Here is a 19,057-nt window from a genome sequence, read left to right as displayed (position 1 = left end):
CAACGCCCCCTGATTCTTGTTCCCCAACATAAAAAAGGCTGATAGACGTAATTCTCTACCAACCTCTTATTCACTGATTTTATTCTGTTCTATATTATTGAATTATTTATTGATCTAATAATGTCTGTCCGACAATTATCGGACCCATTATAATACCATAAACCGCTTTCCGGAGACTGATACCAGGTGTCCTTCAGATAGGTACCATCTGAATTTTGTATCCACCAGCCCTTTTCATCGCTTGCCCATTTCTGAGTGGCAGTTCCGCTTTGAGCAACAGCCCCACTAGCGTTAGGCGCCGTCCAGCTATCTGTTAAATGAGCAATCCATCTCCATGTATTATTAATATCAAAGTCAGTTACATATATAACAATATAGGGATCATTCACATGAGAGGTGCTTTGCAGATCATCTATCATTGCCTTTACTTCATCACTATATAAACTATACTCCTTACCAAGCACTAGCTTTTCTGTCTTCACTAACATTCTCTCTTCCCAAACCAGGCGTGCCTGACCATTCACATCAGAAGTGATGGGACAATAAATGCTAAAAACCAATTCATGAGATGGATCGAGATTGGCGGCCTCGATGCTAAACGTATCATTCTTTGGCAATACGGCACATCTCTCCGTAAGCTCCTCGCCGAACTCACTCAGAGTTAAGTCCTCATGCCTTGTGGTATCAATAATGACGGAGTAATATGAATACAATTAATACGCAACGCAAAATTGGAGAATGCAGTACTGACTCATTTAAATGGCAAAATCTGAGTAATGAATTATTAAAATAAATCTTGGCATTGTTAAACTATGCTTAATGATATACACTCTAATTGTAAGCAAACGGCCGTTACTTAACGTTATCCGAAGGGTGGATTTATAATGAAAACGACAATTGAAAGATTGCTTGAATGGGCAATAAACAAAATAAATAAAGATTACAAAGACGATGTATGCCTGCTGATAGGCGGAAGCAGGTTAAAGCTTGAAAAGGACTGTGATGGGGAAGGATTTGATTGCTTTGACTTCTATATTCCGGCAAATGAGAATGCAAACAGTCTGGCAAAAACTTTTATCGTTGATGGCATCGGTTATGACCTTTATCCCCGGACTTGGGATCGAATTGAAAAAATGGCAAACTTGGATGACTATAACACGACCCTTATGGAATACCAAATTCTATATTACCGTACTGAAGAAGATAAACAACGTTTTCTCTCGCTGAGAAATAAGCTGTATGAAAACCTGCAAAATCCTGAGTTTATGTTCAAAAAGGCGCTTGAAAGGCTCAATGTCGCCATGGAGATTTACCAGACAATGATGTTTGATGAGAAGCTAGGTGAGGTGAGGATGGCAGCTGGGTTTATAGCCGATTACCTGTCTGTTTCTGTAGCTTTCACAAACCAGACATTTTTTAAGAAAAGCCAGATAGAGCAAATTGAAGAGCTGTCTGCTCTACCTCTTGTACCTGAGAATTTTATTGAATATTACCAGGAAATAATTAATGCTAATACAATTGAAGAGTTGAAAAAATGGAGCCATCTAATGATTTCTTCAACTCGCAAATTTCTGAGCGCACGAAAAGCGAAAAGTTCCAACAATGTATCTGCTGATTTCCAAAACTTGGCCGATTGGTATCAAGAGCTATGCTACACCTGGAGACGTATATACCATGCATGTGATACCAACGATGCGCCGAGAGCATTTATTTGGGGCTGCATGTTGCAGCAAGAGTTAAATGTCGTAAAAGAAGAATTCAGTTTGGATAAAATGGACCTGCTCGACGTTTACAACGCAAAAGATTTAATACCATTTCGCAAAAATGCTGAAAAGTTGGAGAAATACATCCTGGAAAAGCTGCAGGACCATCATATTAAAATAAATTCTTATGCGACAGTCGAAGAATTTATAGAAAACAATCTATAGAAAATGGAGGTCGTTCCATGAAATATAAAAACGCCTCTGACATTTTGCCTGACGAACTTCTGCGAGAACTGCAAAAGTATATTTTCGGTGAAGCGTTGTACGTTCCATCGGACAAGAAAAGGAAAGAATGGGGTGATGGTTCCGGAGCAAGAGCTTTTTATAAGCTAAGAAATGAAGAAATTCAATACAAATTTTTTCACGAAGTAAGTATAGAGCAGCTTGCCGAGGAATACTGCCTTTCCGTAGAAACAATCCGAAAAATCGTTTATAAATGATGTGATCTAAGGTAAACCTGGCAAAGCGCCATACCAATCATCTTAACTAGTAACTAAGAAACCCTCTTAGACAATTACTTTGTCCAAGAGGGTTTTTTCAGATTTTTTCATTTTTTATTGGTATATTTGCAAGTTGTAACATATAATTATACTGGCAGGTACAAACTGCTGGCAATCGTGTATAGGGTGGTAGGCCTCGATTCTACATAGAATGGAGGTGTTGCTCATGAAGAATTTTGACTTTAAGGACTTAATGTCTTTTGGCATGTTCCTTCTAGCACTGCTGACATTCGTCGTCATGACATGTCGCTAAATGCAAAAGACCTTCCCTGTACTTTGGCCGGTCGGGAAAGTCTTTGCTTTTCTAATTAGCCAACCACCCTGTGGCGATTGCCTTTCTTTATTATATTATACATACTCTATGAAATATTACAAGTACAAGAATTTATTTTAAAATCTTTGTAACTACTGTTTCTCTCACCTTCGATCACCTATTTACTCTTAGCCTGTTCTATACAGTCTTTTACTGCAGCCTTGATCGCATCACTGGTCACCGTAGCAGAGGCAACCGCATCTACCTCCCAGGTTAACTCCTCCACAATTTTGTCAGGTAATTCTTCAATCGCTCTGTCGCCAATTCCAACGGTTTCATTGTGATCAGTTATTTTAACAGAAAGGAGGGAATCCTGATCAAATTCCACCTCCACATCCACACCACCTGCATACCCTTCGGCGGCAGCCGTATAAGTTCCGGCTTTATAGGTATCCGCCGAGCCGCCGCATCCGCTGAGAAGCGCCAGTATACACAATGCCGTAGCTATCGCTAACGTCACTCTTTTCATTGTCCATTTCCTCCGTTTCCCTTTTTCTGATTCTATTTTTGAAATACCTGTCCTCTTACGCCGTAAGGCAGACATACGGGAACCTCCAGAACCGGATGATAAATCACCTCCGCCTCCACATTGAAAACCTCCCGGAGCGTTTGGGGTGTAATCACGTTCTCCGGCGAACCGGCGCTGTGTTTTTTTCCTTCCTTAATTGCCACTAAATAATCGGAAAACATAATGGCGTGATTTAAGTCATGGAGAACCATAACAACAGTTACACCCTGTTCCTCATTTAATTTCCGCAAAAGCTGCAGGATTTCCAGCTGGTGCGAAATATCCAGATATGTAGTTGGCTCATCCAGAAACAGTAGATCTGTTTTTTGAGCCAACGCCATGGCAATCCATCCCCGCTGCCGCTGTCCGCCGGAAAGCTGATCCATTTCCCGGTCGGCAAGAGCCGTCATGCCTGTGCTGAACAAAGCCCATCGGATGATTTCCTGATCTTTTGATGTAAGTCCTGAGAGCTTAGCGCGGTGGGGAAATCGCCCGTATTCCACTAAGTCTCTCACAGTGATACCGGTGGGTGCCTGGGCTCCTTGGGGAAGGAGTGCCAGCTTTTGTGCCACCAGCTTGGTCGGCATGCTGTGAATAGACTGACCTTCCAGATAGACTGTTCCGCCGGACGGCACGAGCAGGCGGGACATGGTTTTCAAAATGGTGGATTTTCCGGAGCCATTGGAGCCAATCAGTGTTGTTATTTTACCAGCGGGTATGTCAATATCCAGGTCACGAAAAACCGACCTACCATTATACCCGGCGGATAGCTTATGAGCTATAATACATGATTGCACGATTTTTTCACCTCCTTATGCCTGCCTGCGAAGCAGAATGAGAAAATAGGGTGCGGCAAGAACGGATATCACAATTCCAGCCGGTAATTCAATAATTCCAAAAAGAGAACGTCCTATGGTGTCCGCAATAAGCAGGAGTAGTCCTCCAAGCAACATGGATACAGGCAAAAGCACATGGTGCCGTCCGCCTACAAATTTTCTTGCCATATGGGGTGCAACCAACCCGATGAAGCCGATTCCGCCGCTGACGGATATGCAGCTGGCCGCCAATGCCACTGCTACAACCAATAAGATTCTTCGCTCCCTCTCCACGCGAACCCCCAATGCGAGGGATGCCTCTTCTCCCAAAAGCAATAAATCCAAAATCCGCTCTTTCCCGAGAAGCAGCGGAATCAGAATTAGCAGGTAAGGAAGCAGTGCCTTCACCTGATACCAGCTGGTGCCCCAGATATTACCTGCCAGCCATCTGGCTGCCAGCTGATAACTGCTGTTTTCCATGTCGGCAGCCATAATTAACATCAAGGACGAAAAACCGGCCGAAATCCCTATGCCGCCAAGCAAGAGATATGACGGTATGATCTTCCCGTTTCGTTTGGAAAATCCGTATAGTATGCCCGCTGCCACCAACCCGCCCGCCATGGCGAAAAGCGGCTGATAGACCATGGTTTTGACGTGCAGGGCGGGAAAAAAAGTCATAAACAGCATGACTGTAAATCCAGCTCCCGCATTGATACCCAATACCCCCGGATCTGCCAGCGGATTTTCTGTCACAGACTGCAGTACGCAGCCGGACAGTGCCAACCCCATTCCGCATAAGACGGCAAGTAAAATGCGTGGAAGGCGAATTTGCAAAAGAGTGACGGATGCATCCGGGCCGCCCGGATGGAGCAGGCTTGCAGTTACGTCTGAATAAGGAATATTGGAATAGCCGCTGTTGATTGATAACAGAATAATCATGATTACCGCCAACAGAAGAACCCATGGAATAAGCTTCTGCCTGTGTTTCTTTTTCATAAAACTGCTCCTTTCTTCCGGTACGTCAGCACCAGAAAGACCGGAACGCCAATGGCTGATACCAGCGCACCTACCGGCGTATCAAAAGGAGCGTTAATGGAGCGGGCGGCGATATCCGCCAGCACAAGCAGTATTGACCCCAGCAGTGCGGATACCGGCAAAAGCCTGCAGTAATCCTCACCGGCAAGGAATCGTGCAATATGCGGCACGATCAGCCCCAGGAATGAGATACCGCCTACCAAGGATACGCTGGCCCCTGCCAAAATCAACACCACTCCAATGCCGGCCAGCCGAACAGCCCATACGTTTACACCGAGTCCCACTGCACTTTCCTCACCCAGGGCAAGCACGGATAACCTTCCGGAAAGAAGCTGGCTAATAAGCCCTGCACCCGCGATCCATGGAGCGGTCAGGAGAAGGCTCTGCCATGTAATACCGGATAAGCTACCAGCCGTCCAAAATGACAGCGATTTTGAAAGTCCAAAGGTGAGAGATATCCCCTGACTCAATGCAGTTAACAGGGCGGAGACAGCACTGCCGGCCAAGATAAGCCGAATCGATCCTGATTTATGCTTGCCCATTCCTATTCCATATACCATGAGCACGGCCAGTGCCGCTCCCATAAATGCGAAAATCATCGTACCGAAGCTCGACAAGGGCGGTAAAAGGACCGCGGTAAGAGCAATGAAAAATCCGGCACCCGCATTGACTCCTAAAAGCCCGGCATCTGCCAAAGGATTCCTGGTAATCCCCTGCATCACTCCACCTGCAAGGGCAAGGGCTGCTCCGGTGACGCAGGCGGCTAATGCCCTGGGCATACGCATTTCCAGCATAATTCTTCCCATGCCGGCAGATGCCGCAGGATGGAAAAGTGTATCTATTAAAATACTAATATTCCCGCCTGCCACACCGACGCTGACTGAGATCAGGAGTGAGAGTAACAATGCAACACCCATCAAAACTAGAGATAATGCATAGCCTGTTTTGGTTTGAAGCCATCGCACATGCATAGGCGAAGGGCCTGGCGGGGCTTTGTGATTATTCAACATTGCTGTGATTGAGAATGGCGTTTGCCAGTTTTTCCATATACAGCAGTTTACCGTTTGCCGTATAAGCCATATTATATTGCGCTTCATTCTTACCATAATATACATTTCCAGCCTTTACGGCTTTTAGGTTCTGCCAAACAGGGGTGTTTCCTGTATCTCCAATCTGGCCGTCATCGCTGAAAAAGAAGATGTGATCCGCATCAATTTTTGAAAAGTACTCTGCATCAACCACTTCTCCCCAGACATTCTCCGGAACTCCCGAGGAAGGTGCCAGCTTTAATTCATCGTATATCAGTTCTCCCGGGCCCCCAGTACGATAAACATAGTAGGAACCGAAATGTACCGAATTGGCTTCCACAACAGCAAAGGTATCATCCCCAACCGTTTCTTTGACCTTTGAGGAAAGCCCAGCGGCCTTTGCATCATAATCAGCAAGCCACTGTGTCACAACGTCCTCTTTCCCAAACCACTGGCCTAACTGCTGAAAGCGTCCCCTCCAGTTGACATAGCTGATGTCATCGTTAATCATCACCGTGGGAGCGATGCCTTTTAGCTGCTCATATACCTTGTCATGCCGGATATTCATAATAATAAGATCCGGTTTTAGCTCAGCAATTTTTTCAAGGTTCAAATCCCCCGTTGCGGTGGCTCCGGAATAGTTGCCAACGATTTCAATCTTGTTATTGGCGAAATACTCCTGAAGATAGTCCGGAACGGTTATGCCATCATACATACTAGTGTTGGCCGATGCAATAAATGGCATGTCCAAAATGATCAGTTCATCTGCTAAACCAGAAACATCCACAATGCGCTGCGGATTAGCGGGAATATCAACTGGACCTTTCATATCTTCAACCGTTATGGTATCGCCATTTTGACCTTCTGGTTCTGCAGTCTGAGGGGAAGGTGTTGTTTGGCCTGCTGTTTGTGAGTGATCTAAAGCAGGCGAGCACGCGGCCAGTGCCGTCACCAACATAAGACAAATTGGAATCAAAAGTCGTTTTTTCACTTTAAACCTCCTAAATGAATATCGTGTATTTTAGTTAGCTTGGGCTAACCTTGATAAGTATACAAAAGGTAAGGTTTATCTTCTGCCCTTAGACGGAATTTTTCTGCCCCTTGCCGGAATTTTATGAGTCAATCGAATTCTTTCAGTACACGTTGGCTGTTTGTTTCAGAAAGTAATTATTGACTAGTTAGGTGAAACTAACTATAATATAGTAGATTGATACAATGTTTTCTGCCCCAGGCGGATTTTTTGTCCGAAGACGGACATTACAAAGGACTTGATAGAATGTCATACTTACCGTTGAAATATGAATCATCAGATATATTTCCTAAAAAAACAATTGCATTACGTCCAGATTTACATGTCATGGTATCCTCTGGTGTATTTTCCAATAATACGAAGAGACAATCTGGCACCACCGCCCCTGTATTTGAACTAAGCTATACCCGAAAAAATATCATATACGGCGAGGTAAATCGTGTACCTGTGGAGCTTCGGCCCGGATATTCGATGCTGGGTTTTTTAGGAGAGGCTTGCGCACATTCAGAATACAACAGTGGCGAAGAAGTTCAGCTATACTCTATTTGGGTTAGTCCTCATACGTTTGACGGTTTTTGTGAAGCGGTTTGCGGTAAAAGCAATATTGGGTTCCGCTCTTTCCAAAAGGATACCTATTCTCACTGTGGCTTTAAAAGCGATGCACGGGAAGAAAGCATTATAAATAAATTGGATATGTGTTTTATAAAAGAAGCGAATCAAATAAACAGGCTACTGTTAGAAAGCTATATTTTAGAACTGTTATCCATTAATATAGAAAGGCTGATTGGCGAAGATAACAGCAAAGAATATGTGAACCGGCTATCCAGAACAGATATAGATCGTTTGACTTATGCACGTGAGCTTCTCCTTAATCAGTTGGAGTCACCTCCAACATTGTTTGAATTATCCCGGATAATCCATATGAATGATTGTAAGTTAAAACGTTCTTTTAAGCAATATTTTGGAAAAACCGTTTATGAGTTTATCCGGGAGCAGCGGCTTGAAAAAGCGTTTGCGTTGTTAGAACAAGGGGAACATAATGTGAGTGAATCGGCCTTTGCCGTGGGGTATACAAATGTAAGCCATTTCTCGGAAGCGTTCCAAAAGAAATTCGGAATTCTTCCGCGCGTCCTGATAAGATAATTATATACAAAAATAGCTTTTAAAAAGGCTGCATTAGTTTTTCCAAGCTTTGTTTTTCATACAAATCAATTTATTTTCCTCAACACCAATATCGTTTGCAATTACATCGCATTTGGTCATCAGAAGGAAATAGATGTTTTTATCTTCTTCACTCAAGCATTCATAGTTTGCTTGACCTTTGGCAATAACTACATCAGCCTTATTATAAACTTCTTTGAATACAGGACTCGTCCGATTAAGGACAGTCCCAAGAGAACCATCCCCATTATCTATAACCTCTGCATATTCATCAATCCCTACAGAATATGCGTCTTCAGATATAGAATCGTTTACCACAGGTTTCCCTCGCACTCCAAATAACAATTTTATATTAGGATTCAGTTCTTTGATTTTTTTTAAAAGAAGCTTATCCATACAGATTTCTCCACAATTATCACCTAAATATAACAAAGTCCCTGCATTTAAAATATTTTTCATTAGTGCAGAAGAATCATCAATTGCTAATTCCAATTGTTCCATTTTTTCAAAGCAACCATAAATATCCTCTAATAACGTATTGTGTATAGGATTGAAGTCTATGATATTACCAACGATAGCATATCGAACTGCTAACATAAACGAATCTTCAGCCTGATCAATTTTCCTCTCAAATTCAGGTAACAATTCCATAAACAAAGTATTGTAATAATTTCTGGTTTCTTTATATGGGTCCGGATTATTCGTATGTCTTTTTATCATGTCAAAGATTTCTCCTATAATTTCTGGAGTCGTTTCATCAAAATTCATTTTGCTAAGATAAGTAAAAACTTCTCTTAATAACTCTTCCTTTTTAGTAATTCCGGTGATATTCGCCACTTTAATAACCTGGTTAACAACACATGGTAAACATTTATCATGTAATCTCATAATGATACCTCTTTCGTTTATATTTTTTATTTATTAATTTCAAATACCATAATATCGTACCTTATACATATCAGCGTAACAAAAAATCTTATAAATTTCAAGGAATTTACAACATGAATAACACTCTTGAATCTACAATCCCCTAACAGTACGGGAAACTTATACCTCACATCAAAGGCTTTGTAAGCTGTCTGCAACTGTCTACAAGCTGACAGACACACAAAAATAGTGAAAACCATGATAAAATCTAGGTTTCCGCTATAAATAAAAAGAGCTCGAGACGGGACTCGAACCCGCGCCCCCGAAGTGTTTTTCGTTCTTCCTGCTCGGTTTACCGGGCAGGATACTTATCATGCAAATAGCAATTTATTGTTTCTTTTCTCTTTTACTGAGACTGTTTCAAATTTTGTGTTTGATTGACATAATGGCTATTTTATAATATAAGATAGCGAAAACGCAGTAAAGACTGGAAAATTTGCTTTGACTGCGTTTCAGGTATCTTAAGTTAATTATACAAGACATCATGCCAGAATTATGTCTACTATGTTTACACAAAATTTGGGATAGCCTCTACAAACCGTACGGCGAGTGGTGACAGTCTCATTGTAATTATATTTCTTCCTTCAGCCATTTTACCCACTCAGCATAATATCTTCCCAGTACATGGGAACCGTCTGTTGAGTATGCCTGATTCAGGCTACCTCCGTCATCGTCAAATATTTCGTTAACATCAATATAATAGCAGCTATTTTCTTCCGCTATCTTCTGTATTTCCTGATTCAACCGATTAATTTTACTGTTACTGTAAACAGGACTTTTCTCTGATTTTTCACTGGTAATGTGGAGATTTGCTTCCAGGACCATTATTGCTTCTGGCTGCATTTCTTTGATTTTGTCCAAAACCTCTTCATATTGTTTTGTAGTCTGGGACATATCATATCCCAGTTCATTGATACCCAGCATCAGGTAAATCATCTGGTATTGTTTGCTCGAAAGAACCTCATCCAGAGTTAGTTTCTCACCTCCTGATGAGACACGGGCAGTTAATACATTGAAAACGCTCATGCCTGAGTTGGCAAATACTGAGGCATTCCCCAAATCTCCATACTCGGATAGTCCCATGGTTCTTGAATCTCCAACAAAAAGTACGCCTTCGAAATTTTCCGGTGGCTCCGGCCTTTGTCCTGGCTGCAGCAACATTATAGACGGCGCAAATTCTGCATTCCTATCTTTTGTCCCGCTCGAACTTTCTGTTGCATCTATTGCTTCGCTTGCACCATCTATAGCGCTCTCATCAGCAGTTTCGCCTGAACTATCAGTCGTGTCTGCACCACTTGCTTCGCTCACACCGTCAATTGCACTCTCATCAGCAGTTTCGTCTGAACTTTCCGTTTCATCTGTACTGTTAGTATCGTCTAAACTATCAGTTGTATCTATACTGTGCCCATTCGACCATTTGCTTCCTGCCAGGTTCAGCCGTAGGGCTGTTAACTGATCCATGCTTCCAGTTGATGCATGCAGAACGGCAATCAGTACCAGACTGACGGATAAAAGAGAGGTAAACCAGTATTTTCTCATCGCTTATTCCTCACATTTTAAAAATTGAAATACATAAACGGATCATTTGCACCAATCTTCATACAATAGACACAAAGCCAGAATATGATCAGAAGGGCGATTGCTGTACATAGGCTTTCCCGTTTTCGGTCATACAGTCTTCGCGGAAGACCAGTCATGAAAATGAGACCGGCGCATAAGGACAGTCCGTAGATCCTTCCGTATTTCAGGAAATCTCTGGCAAAATATGTATACTTCCCGGCAGGCGCCAGAAAGGGGAACAGCCGCTGAATATAAATTCCCAACTGTGTAAAATCCGTTATTGCAAATAACATCCATGTAAGAGGTATTGCAAACAGCATATATACATGTCCCACAACTTTCCAGCGTTCCAGCAGTTTTCCCAGTCCCAGCTTCTCCAATGAAATCAGTGCAAACAGTACAATACCCCATAAGAGAAAATTTGAGCTTGTTCCATGCCACAGTCCGGTCAGGAGCCATACGACAAGCATGTTTCGAAAGGTTTTTAAGACCCCCTCACGGTTTCCGCCCAGCGGAATATATACATAATTCCGAAACCAGCCGCCCAGAGTCATGTGCCATCTGCGCCAAAAATCTGTCATGGTCAAAGCCATATAGGGATGGTTGAAATTATCAGGAAGTGGAATTCCCAACATTCTTCCCAGTCCCCTAGCCATTAGGGAATAACCATAGAAATCAAAATACAGCCGTAGGCTGAAAGCTGCCAGTCCCATCCACGCAAGGGGCGTTGAAATACTTTCATATCCTACTGCTCCAATCTGGCTCCACAGTCCGCCTATCTGGTTTGAAAGCAGCACCTTCAATCCTAGTCCGATTGTAAATTCCCGGAGTCCTACTTCCACTTGTTCCAGGGTGTGGACCCGCTTTTTAATCAACTCCCTGAGAGAAGCATAGGTTACAATCGGTCCAGAAATGAGCTGGGAAAACATGGTCATATACAGGGAAAAGTCCAGAAATGACTTTTCTGGTGCCACATCCTTCCGATATACGTCGGCCAGATAAGAAATCGCCTGGAAGGTATAAAAGCTGATTCCCAGCGGAAGAGCCAGATTAGGAATCGAAAGGGCTGCTTTCTCCAGCCCTCCATTTTGAAGCAATAAACTGATCTGTTCGATCAGAAAACCGGAATATTTAAACAGAATCAGCCAAAACAGGTTGTAGGCTATTCCCAGGCGAAACCATTTCCTGCGTCTGAAACGAGATTTGTATCGTTCCATTTTCCTTCCAATACAGTAATTGACGCAGACAGATAACAACAAAAGCATCATATAGGCCGGATGGCCCACAACTCCGTAAAAATAAAAAAGCAGGCTTCCTGCAAGCAGGCAAATATTTTTTGCTCTATCCGGGCACACAAAATAAAGAAACAGAAACACCGGCAAAAATTTAAATAGAAACTCCAGGCTACTAAAAATCATTTGATATTTATTCCTAACATTTGTATTTATTATATAGACGAAAAAGGAGACCGGAAAGTTGCAGATTTTTGTAAAATTTTATATTTTTTATAAATCAAGCTATAATTTAAAGTATCAGATTAAGGATATAGCTGGTGCTGACGTTATCATCTTACAACGGGAGATGATGCGTAAGTAAAGTAGAAATACCATTACCACGAAATTCACTAATGTTATTTCTGCAATAATATCCACTAAGGGTAATATTTCTTGGTTTTTTCCTAGTACAGCATCAGCGATAATTTGTAAAATTTGAAGGGAGAGAAGCTTGTAACGATGATAGCTTTGCAACAAACAATATGCGCCGTTGTCCAAATGCTGCTTTGATTTCTTCTGCTATGAGAAATAGTCCAAAGACACTGATTCAATTTTATACGCAATCAGATACAGAAATGTAAAAAGAATTGATTAATAATTATGTTAATCTTGAAAGAACTATATCATGATATATCAGATAAACTTAAAAACTTTAAGTAAAAACTTTAATGAAATTGTATTATGTAAACAAAAAGAGGATTCCCGAAACTCGGAAACCCTCATAAACCCTAGCTTTTCTTAAGAGCGCGAGACGGGACTCGAACCCGCGACCCCGACCTTGGCAAGGTCGTACTCCACCAACTGAGCCACTCGCGCATATCTCTTCTTTACTTTTGAGACATATACCCTCAAAACCACACATTGTTACATATCTATCTTCATCCGTTCTTCCTCTTACCTAAACCAACCTGGTTAAGCCCTCGACCTATTAGTGACAGTCAGCTGCACATGTTGCCATGCTTCCACCTCTGCCCTATCTACCTCGTCGTCTTCAAGGGGTCTTACTCTTGCGATGGGATATCTCATCTTGAGGGGGGCTTCACGCTTAGATGCCTTCAGCGTTTATCCCTTCCCGACTTGGCTACTCTGCCATGGCTTTGATAGCCAACAGATACACCAGAGGTCAGTCCATCCCGGTCCTCTCGTACTAAGGACAGCTCCTCTCAAATATCCTACGCCCACGCCGGATAGGGACCGAACTGTCTCACGACGTTCTGAACCCAGCTCGCGTACCGCTTTAATGGGCGAACAGCCCAACCCTTGGGACCTACTACAGCCCCAGGATGCGATGAGCCGACATCGAGGTGCCAAACCACTCCGTCGATGTGAACTCTTGGGAGTGATAAGCCTGTTATCCCCAGGGTAGCTTTTATCCGTTGAGCGATGGCAATCCCACTTTATACCACCGGATCACTAAGTCCTAGTTTCCTACCTGCTCCACCCGTCGGTGTCGCAGTCAAGCTCCCTTATGCCTTTGCACTCTTCGAATGGTTTCCGTCCATTCTGAGGGAACCTTTGAGCGCCTCCGATACCCTTTCGGAGGCGACCGCCCCAGTCAAACTCCCCGCCTGACATTGTCCCCCAGCCAGGTCATGGCTGCAGGTTAGAAATCCAATACCGCAAGGGTGGTATCCCAACATCGGCTCTGATAAGACTGGCGTCCTATCTTCACTGCCTCCCACCTATCCTGTACATGCAGTACCGAATCCCAGTATCAAGCTGGAGTAAAGCTCCATGGGGTCTTTCCGTCCTGGCGCAGGTAACCAGCATCTTCACTGGTATTTCAATTTCACCGGGTGCATTGTTGAGACAGCGCTCAAATCATTACGCCTTTCGTGCGGGTCGGAACTTACCCGACAAGGAATTTCGCTACCTTAGGACCGTTATAGTTACGGCCGCCGTTTACTGGGGCTTAAATTCAGAGCTTCGCGTTGCCGCTAACCCCTCCTCGTAACCTTCCAGCACCGGGCAGGCGTCAGCCCATATACCTCACCTTTCGGTTTTGCATAGACCTGTGTTTTTGCTAAACAGTTGCTTGAGCCTATTCTCTGCGGCCTGGTTTCCCAGGCACCCCTTATCCCGAAGTTACGGGGTCATTTTGCCGAGTTCCTTAACAATGCTTCTCCCGCCGGCCTTAGGATTCTCTCCTCATCCACCTGTGTCGGTTTACGGTACGGGCACATATTACACAATAGCGGCTTTTCTTGACAGCCCCTACGAAGACTTCCCTACTTATGTTCGGTACGCGTCACACCTTCCTGTTGCTGGGTGGATTTGCCATTCCAGCCAGTCCAGTGCTTGCCCCGGTCTTTTCATTCCCGGGTTCTTCTTCGGTTCTGTGTCCCCACAGTTCTGATAATATGCGGTACAGGAATTTCAACCTGTTGTCCATCGACTACGTCTTTCGACCTCGCCTTAGGCCCCGACTTACCCAGAGCAGATCAGCTTTACTCTGGAAACCTTAGATATTCGGCCTGGAGGATTCTCACCTCCATCTCGCTACTCATTCCGGCATTCTCTCTTCTTAACACTCCACATCTCCTTACGGTAATGCTTCTGTGCGTTAAGAATGCTCCTCTACCAATGTATATTACTATACATTCCACAGCTTCGGTGTCGTGTTTTAGCCCCGGACATTTTCGGCGCAGGACCTCTCGACTAGTGAGCTATTACGCACTCTTTGAATGTGTGGCTGCTTCTAAGCCAACATCCTAGTTGTCTGTGAAATCCCACATCCTTTTCCACTTAACACGCACTTTGGGACCTTAGCTGGTGGTCTGGGCTCTTTCCCTTTTGACTACCCAACTTATCTCGTGCAGTCTGACTCCCGTACATCATCTGGCCGGCATTCGGAGTTTGATATTCTTTGGTAAGCTTTGACGCCCCCTAGGAAATTCAGTGCTCTACCTCCGGCAGACTAATACGAGGCTAGCCCTAAAGCTATTTCGAGGAGAACCAGCTATCTCCGGGTTCGATTGGAATTTCTCCCCTACCCACACCTCATCGCCACCCTTTTCAACGGATGTGCGTTCGGTCCTCCATTTCCTTTTACGGAAACTTCAACCTGGACATGGGTAGATCACCCGGTTTCGGGTCTACCTTTACTGACTTATTCGCCCTATTAAGACTTGGTTTCCCTTCGGCTCCACACCTTAAGTGCTTAACCTTGCCAGTAACGGTAACTCGCCGGACCGTTCTACAAAAAGTACGCGGTTCCACTTTAAACGTGGTTCCACAGCTTGTAAACACAGGGTTTCAGGTTCTTTTTCACTCCCCTCCCGGGGTCCTTTTCACCTTTCCTTCACAGTACTATGCGCTATCGGTCACTAAGTAGTATTTAGCCTTGGGGGGTGGTCCCCCCGAATTCCCACAAGGTTTCTCGTGTCTCGTGGTACTTTGGATCCTGCTCGCTGACTATTGCTTTCCCATACAAGGCTTTCACTTTCTATGGCCGGTCTTTCCAGGACCGTTCTGGTAACAAATCGTCTCACTTATTGCAGTCCATAACCCCAGTATGCACGCATACTGGTTTAGGCTCCTTCCATTTCGCTCGCCGCTACTTTGGAAATCGAGTTTTCTTTCTTTTCCTCCGGGTACTTAGATGTTTCAGTTCCCCGGGTTCCCGACGTATGGCTATGTATTCACCATACGACAACTGAGGTTTGCTCAGTTGGGTTTCCCCATTCAGATATCTCCGGATCAAAGGATATTTGCTCCTCCCCGAAGCTTTTCGCAGCTTATCACGTCTTTCATCGGCTCTTAGTGCCAAGGCATCCACCCTGCGCTCTTATTAGCTTAACCAATTCGATGTTCACCTGCGGGTGCGGGCTACTTATCTAAGATACATAGCGTTGTATCTCTGGTCTTAGGTTTGTTATTTCACCGTACGTTACGGTTACTTTAACGAGTTTTGTTTGGTTACATCGTTAGATGTAACACCTCGGATGTCTTGATATCGTCTTTTTAATAAAGACTTTATCTAGATATATTTCAATATGTGGTTTTCAAGGTACATGCGTGATGCAATCTGAAGCGCTATTAGTTATAATAAACTTCGCAATTACACCAAATGGAGATGGAGAGATTCGAACTCTTGACCCCCTGCTTGCAAGGCAGGTGCTCTCCCAACTGAGCTACACCCCCGAAAAACTTGGATGTGGGTCTACCCTGTAAAGGCTATCCCTATATTCTATTATAATCACCTGGTTTTGTAAACCAATGGGCTTAAGTGGACTCGAACCACCGACCTCACGCTTATCAGGCGTGCGCTCTAACCAGCTGAGCTATAAGCCCATAAATAATCTGGCACCCACCTGCTCTCCCATGCCGTCTCCAGCATAGTACCATCGGCCGCTTAAGTCTTAACCATCGTGTTCGGGATGGAAACGGGTGTCTCCCCTAAGCGCATCGGCACCAGAAATCTTTTGTCTTCTTGGTGTTTCCATATTTTCGTCTAACTAGTAATGCGTGTACAGCGGAATGGAAATGTGTGTTGAAAGCTTGCTTTCATAAGCACATTTGTATTCTGTTGTATAAACGGCGCAGCCGCGACCGAGCGAACTTGTTCGCGAAGTTACACATTACGAAACTTTGAAACATAAGACTCAACAGTATATAAAACCCTTACTTCTTCTTCCTTAGAAAGGAGGTGATCCAGCCGCACCTTCCGATACGGCTACCTTGTTACGACTTCACCCCAGTTATCAGTCCCGCCTTCGGCAGCTCCCTCCTTACGGTTGGGTCACTGACTTCGGGCGTTACCAACTCCCATGGTGTGACGGGCGGTGTGTACAAGACCCGGGAACGTATTCACCGCGGCATTCTGATCCGCGATTACTAGCGATTCCAGCTTCATGTAGTCGAGTTGCAGACTACAATCCGAACTGAGACGTTATTTTTGGGGTTTGCTCCAGATCGCTCCTTTGCTTCCCTTTGTTTACGCCATTGTAGCACGTGTGTAGCCCAAATCATAAGGGGCATGATGATTTGACGTCATCCCCACCTTCCTCCAGGTTATCCCTGGCAGTCTCCCCAGAGTGCCCAGCTTGACCTGCTGGCTACTAAGGATAAGGGTTGCGCTCGTTGCGGGACTTAACCCAACATCTCACGACACGAGCTGACGACAACCATGCACCACCTGTCTAGAATGCCCCGAAGGGAAGGGATCGTTACATCCCGGTCATTCCGATGTCAAGACTTGGTAAGGTTCTTCGCGTTGCTTCGAATTAAACCACATGCTCCACCGCTTGTGCGGGTCCCCGTCAATTCCTTTGAGTTTCATTCTTGCGAACGTACTCCCCAGGTGGAATACTTATTGCGTTAGCGGCGGCACCGAAGAGCTTTGCTCCCCAACACCTAGTATTCATCGTTTACGGCGTGGACTACCAGGGTATCTAATCCTGTTTGCTCCCCACGCTTTCGAGCCTCAACGTCAGTTACAGTCCAGTAAGCCGCCTTCGCCACTGGTGTTCCTCCTAATATCTACGCATTTCACCGCTACACTAGGAATTCCACTTACCTCTCCTGCACTCTAGCACCACAGTTTCCAAAGCAGTCCCGGGGTTGAGCCCCGGGCTTTCACTCCAGACTTGCAGTGCCGTCTACGCTCCCTTTACACCCAGTAAATCCGGATAACGCTTGCCCCCTACGTATTACCGCGGCTGCTGGCACGTAGTTAGCCGGGGCTTCTTAGTCAGGTACCGTCATTTTCTTCCCTGCTGATAGAGCTTTACATACCGAAATACTTCTTCACTCACGCGGCGTCGCTGGATCAGGGTTTCCCCCATTGTCCAATATTCCCCACTGCTGCCTCCCGTAGGAGTTTGGGCCGTGTCTCAGTCCCAATGTGGCCGGTCACCCTCTCAGGTCGGCTACTGATCGTCGGCTTGGTGGGCCGTTACCTCACCAACTACCTAATCAGACGCGGGTCCATCTCATACCACCGGAGTTTTTCACACCGTACCATGCGGCACTGTGTGCTTATGCGGTATTAGCAGCCGTTTCCAACTGTTATCCCCCTGTATGAGGCAGGTTACCCACGCGTTACTCACCCGTCCGCCGCTAAGTCAATTTCAATTCCATCCGAAAACTTCCTTGAAATCGCTTCGCTCGACTTGCATGTGTTAAGCACGCCGCCAGCGTTCATCCTGAGCCAGGATCGAACTCTCAAATTAAATGGTGTTCAATCCGGGGTCAAAATCAACTAACTAGCTAATTTATTTCCCGTTTTACTTGTTGTTTGGTTCGTATACAATTACTTGTATTCGTTCTGAAATTTTCTCATTCAAAGCCATCAAACATGACTTATTTTATTAGAATTTTCAGGGTTTTACATACTGTTCAATCTTCTGTTTTCAAAGTGCTTTTTCCGTGTTACTGTCTCAGCAGCAACTTTTAAAGGATATCATAACCGGTTGTTTTTGTCAACCATTTTTTTATTTTTCTTCAAAACTTTCTCATCGCTCATCGATGTGTTTTAGAAGAAGTTTTTGCCGCCGTTTTCAGCGGCGAGTTATATCATACCAAAGCATTCGACAAATGTCAACAATTATTTTGAATTGTTTTTATAATTTGTTTTATTGCGAATAATACCTCTGATAGAATGCGCCAGCTATGTTCTATCCCCTGACCAGGAACCAAGTATATCTACAAACCTTCAAACAATCTTAGATAAAAACAGAATTCAGTTACACAGCTTTGGCTTTTAGTAACTATTCTATGTTACCATATATATTTTTTTGAAATTAAGTAACCAAAAGGGCAACTCTTATGTTATATTAATAGTATAGTTTGCCGATATAAAATATAGTTGATTTGTAATAAGAAGGAGGTGTTCCTATGCCGCATCTTGATTCAAGAATCCCAGTACCCCGTGATTCAATGCCGGGTAATCTGCATGACAGATTATTTTCAATAATGGATCAACCAAAAAGAATTAAATACAACATTCAACAAAATAGATTCTCATGGCTCAGTCCAGGTAATCTGATCTGCAAAAGCTCTAGACTCATTTCATCTGACTGTATATACATAGGAATGAAATGACCAAAAACCAGAGCCAGCATCTTTGATTGTAAAGCTGAATAGCGTTGATGTTTATTAACTCCAGCCAAAGAAGCAAATCGAAATCAGCCAATTACTTGC

General features: G+C 44.1%; 12 protein-coding genes, 3 tRNA genes and 3 rRNA genes. 3 read left to right on the top strand and 15 right to left on the bottom strand.

What is annotated here, in order from left to right; all coding sequences use genetic code 11:
- Positions 1 to 89: 89 nt before the first annotated feature.
- Positions 90 to 713: a hypothetical protein gene (locus ACHZES_RS18925; protein WP_395546248.1), complete on the bottom strand. Its 624-nt coding sequence runs from the start codon at positions 711 to 713 to the stop codon at positions 90 to 92.
- A 171-nt stretch (positions 714 to 884) separates the two neighbouring features.
- Here ACHZES_RS18925 and ACHZES_RS18920 point away from each other — a divergent pair, with 171 nt between their 5' ends.
- Both ACHZES_RS18920 and ACHZES_RS18915 read left to right on the top strand, forming a co-directional pair.
- Entirely contained in the window at positions 885 to 1,928 is a 1,044-nt protein-coding gene (locus tag ACHZES_RS18920; RefSeq protein ID WP_395546247.1) for a hypothetical protein, read from the top strand.
- 17 nt (positions 1,929 to 1,945) lie between these two features.
- Positions 1,946 to 2,203 (top strand): CD3324 family protein, encoded by a 258-nt coding sequence (locus tag ACHZES_RS18915; protein ID WP_395546246.1) that lies wholly within the window; start codon positions 1,946 to 1,948, stop codon positions 2,201 to 2,203.
- Positions 2,204 to 2,694: 491 nt separating this feature from the next.
- Here the strand turns inward: ACHZES_RS18915 and ACHZES_RS18910 are convergent, their stop codons facing one another.
- From ACHZES_RS18910 to ACHZES_RS18890, 5 genes are all read right to left on the bottom strand, one after another.
- Complete coding sequence (locus ACHZES_RS18910) at positions 2,695 to 3,045, bottom strand: FMN-binding protein (RefSeq protein ID WP_038278631.1); 351 nt, start codon at positions 3,043 to 3,045, stop codon at positions 2,695 to 2,697.
- A gap of 32 nt (positions 3,046 to 3,077) precedes the next feature.
- Positions 3,078 to 3,881 carry an ABC transporter ATP-binding protein gene (locus tag ACHZES_RS18905; protein WP_395546245.1) on the bottom strand — a complete coding sequence of 268 codons (804 nt, stop codon included), beginning with the start codon at positions 3,879 to 3,881 and terminating at the stop codon, positions 3,078 to 3,080.
- Between the two features lie 15 nt (positions 3,882 to 3,896).
- Entirely contained in the window at positions 3,897 to 4,895 is a 999-nt protein-coding gene (locus ACHZES_RS18900) for a FecCD family ABC transporter permease (RefSeq protein WP_395546244.1), read from the bottom strand.
- On the bottom strand, positions 4,892 to 5,851 hold the full coding sequence (locus ACHZES_RS18895) for a FecCD family ABC transporter permease (protein ID WP_395546242.1): 960 nt from the start codon (positions 5,849 to 5,851) through the stop codon (positions 4,892 to 4,894). Before ACHZES_RS18895 ends, ACHZES_RS18900 begins: the two co-directional genes overlap by 4 nt.
- Before the next feature lie 82 nt (positions 5,852 to 5,933).
- Complete coding sequence (locus ACHZES_RS18890) at positions 5,934 to 6,953, bottom strand: ABC transporter substrate-binding protein (RefSeq protein ID WP_395546241.1); 1,020 nt, start codon at positions 6,951 to 6,953, stop codon at positions 5,934 to 5,936.
- 285 nt (positions 6,954 to 7,238) lie between these two features.
- On the opposite strand from ACHZES_RS18890, the gene ACHZES_RS18885 reads away from it, so the two are divergent.
- Positions 7,239 to 8,135: an AraC family transcriptional regulator gene (locus ACHZES_RS18885; RefSeq protein WP_038278723.1), complete on the top strand. Its 897-nt coding sequence runs from the start codon at positions 7,239 to 7,241 to the stop codon at positions 8,133 to 8,135.
- 33 nt (positions 8,136 to 8,168) lie between these two features.
- Here ACHZES_RS18885 and ACHZES_RS18880 read toward each other — a convergent pair whose 3' ends face one another.
- From ACHZES_RS18880 to ACHZES_RS18840, 9 genes are all read right to left on the bottom strand, one after another.
- Positions 8,169 to 9,041 carry a damage-control phosphatase ARMT1 family protein gene (locus ACHZES_RS18880; RefSeq protein WP_395546240.1) on the bottom strand — a complete coding sequence of 291 codons (873 nt, stop codon included), beginning with the start codon at positions 9,039 to 9,041 and terminating at the stop codon, positions 8,169 to 8,171.
- Positions 9,042 to 9,650: 609 nt separating this feature from the next.
- Positions 9,651 to 10,619 carry a GDSL-type esterase/lipase family protein gene (locus tag ACHZES_RS18875; protein ID WP_395546239.1) on the bottom strand — a complete coding sequence of 323 codons (969 nt, stop codon included), beginning with the start codon at positions 10,617 to 10,619 and terminating at the stop codon, positions 9,651 to 9,653.
- Positions 10,620 to 10,636: 17 nt separating this feature from the next.
- A complete protein-coding gene (locus ACHZES_RS18870; RefSeq protein ID WP_395546238.1) occupies positions 10,637 to 12,058 on the bottom strand; it encodes an MBOAT family O-acyltransferase in 1,422 nt (473 codons plus the stop codon).
- 599 nt (positions 12,059 to 12,657) lie between these two features.
- Positions 12,658 to 12,730 (bottom strand) — tRNA-Gly (locus ACHZES_RS18865).
- 92 nt (positions 12,731 to 12,822) lie between these two features.
- A 23S ribosomal RNA gene (locus ACHZES_RS18860) occupies positions 12,823 to 15,715 on the bottom strand.
- Between the two features lie 269 nt (positions 15,716 to 15,984).
- Positions 15,985 to 16,057 (bottom strand) — tRNA-Ala (locus ACHZES_RS18855).
- 76 nt (positions 16,058 to 16,133) lie between these two features.
- Positions 16,134 to 16,207, bottom strand: a tRNA-Ile gene (locus ACHZES_RS18850).
- 7 nt (positions 16,208 to 16,214) lie between these two features.
- A 5S ribosomal RNA gene (gene rrf, locus ACHZES_RS18845) occupies positions 16,215 to 16,332 on the bottom strand.
- A gap of 223 nt (positions 16,333 to 16,555) precedes the next feature.
- Positions 16,556 to 18,087, bottom strand: a 16S ribosomal RNA gene (locus ACHZES_RS18840).
- Together the 16S, 23S and 5S rRNA genes with 3 tRNA genes alongside form the textbook arrangement of a ribosomal RNA operon.
- Positions 18,088 to 19,057: the final 970 nt, after the last annotated feature.

This window comes from Lacrimispora sanguinis (assembly GCF_044987295.1).
Classification (GTDB): Bacteria; Bacillota; Clostridia; order Lachnospirales; family Lachnospiraceae; genus Lacrimispora; species Lacrimispora celerecrescens_B.
Note: the sequence above shows the minus strand (reverse complement) of the source record. Positions and strands in the feature narration are given on the sequence as shown.

Excerpts from the sequence above, each read along its gene's own strand:
- ACHZES_RS18920 (WP_395546247.1), top strand. The coding sequence starts at position 885 with ATGAAAACGACAATTGAAAGATTGCTTGAATGGGCAATAAACAAAATA.
- ACHZES_RS18915 (WP_395546246.1), top strand. The coding sequence starts at position 1,946 with ATGAAATATAAAAACGCCTCTGACATTTTGCCTGACGAACTTCTGCGA.
- ACHZES_RS18910 (WP_038278631.1), bottom strand. The coding sequence starts at position 3,045 with ATGAAAAGAGTGACGTTAGCGATAGCTACGGCATTGTGTATACTGGCG.
- ACHZES_RS18900 (WP_395546244.1), bottom strand. The coding sequence starts at position 4,895 with ATGAAAAAGAAACACAGGCAGAAGCTTATTCCATGGGTTCTTCTGTTG.
- ACHZES_RS18895 (WP_395546242.1), bottom strand. The coding sequence starts at position 5,851 with ATGGGTGTTGCATTGTTACTCTCACTCCTGATCTCAGTCAGCGTCGGT.
- ACHZES_RS18885 (WP_038278723.1), top strand. The coding sequence starts at position 7,239 with ATGTCATACTTACCGTTGAAATATGAATCATCAGATATATTTCCTAAA.
- ACHZES_RS18880 (WP_395546240.1), bottom strand. The coding sequence starts at position 9,041 with ATGAGATTACATGATAAATGTTTACCATGTGTTGTTAACCAGGTTATT.
- ACHZES_RS18875 (WP_395546239.1), bottom strand. The coding sequence starts at position 10,619 with ATGAGAAAATACTGGTTTACCTCTCTTTTATCCGTCAGTCTGGTACTG.
- ACHZES_RS18870 (WP_395546238.1), bottom strand. The coding sequence starts at position 12,058 with ATGATTTTTAGTAGCCTGGAGTTTCTATTTAAATTTTTGCCGGTGTTT.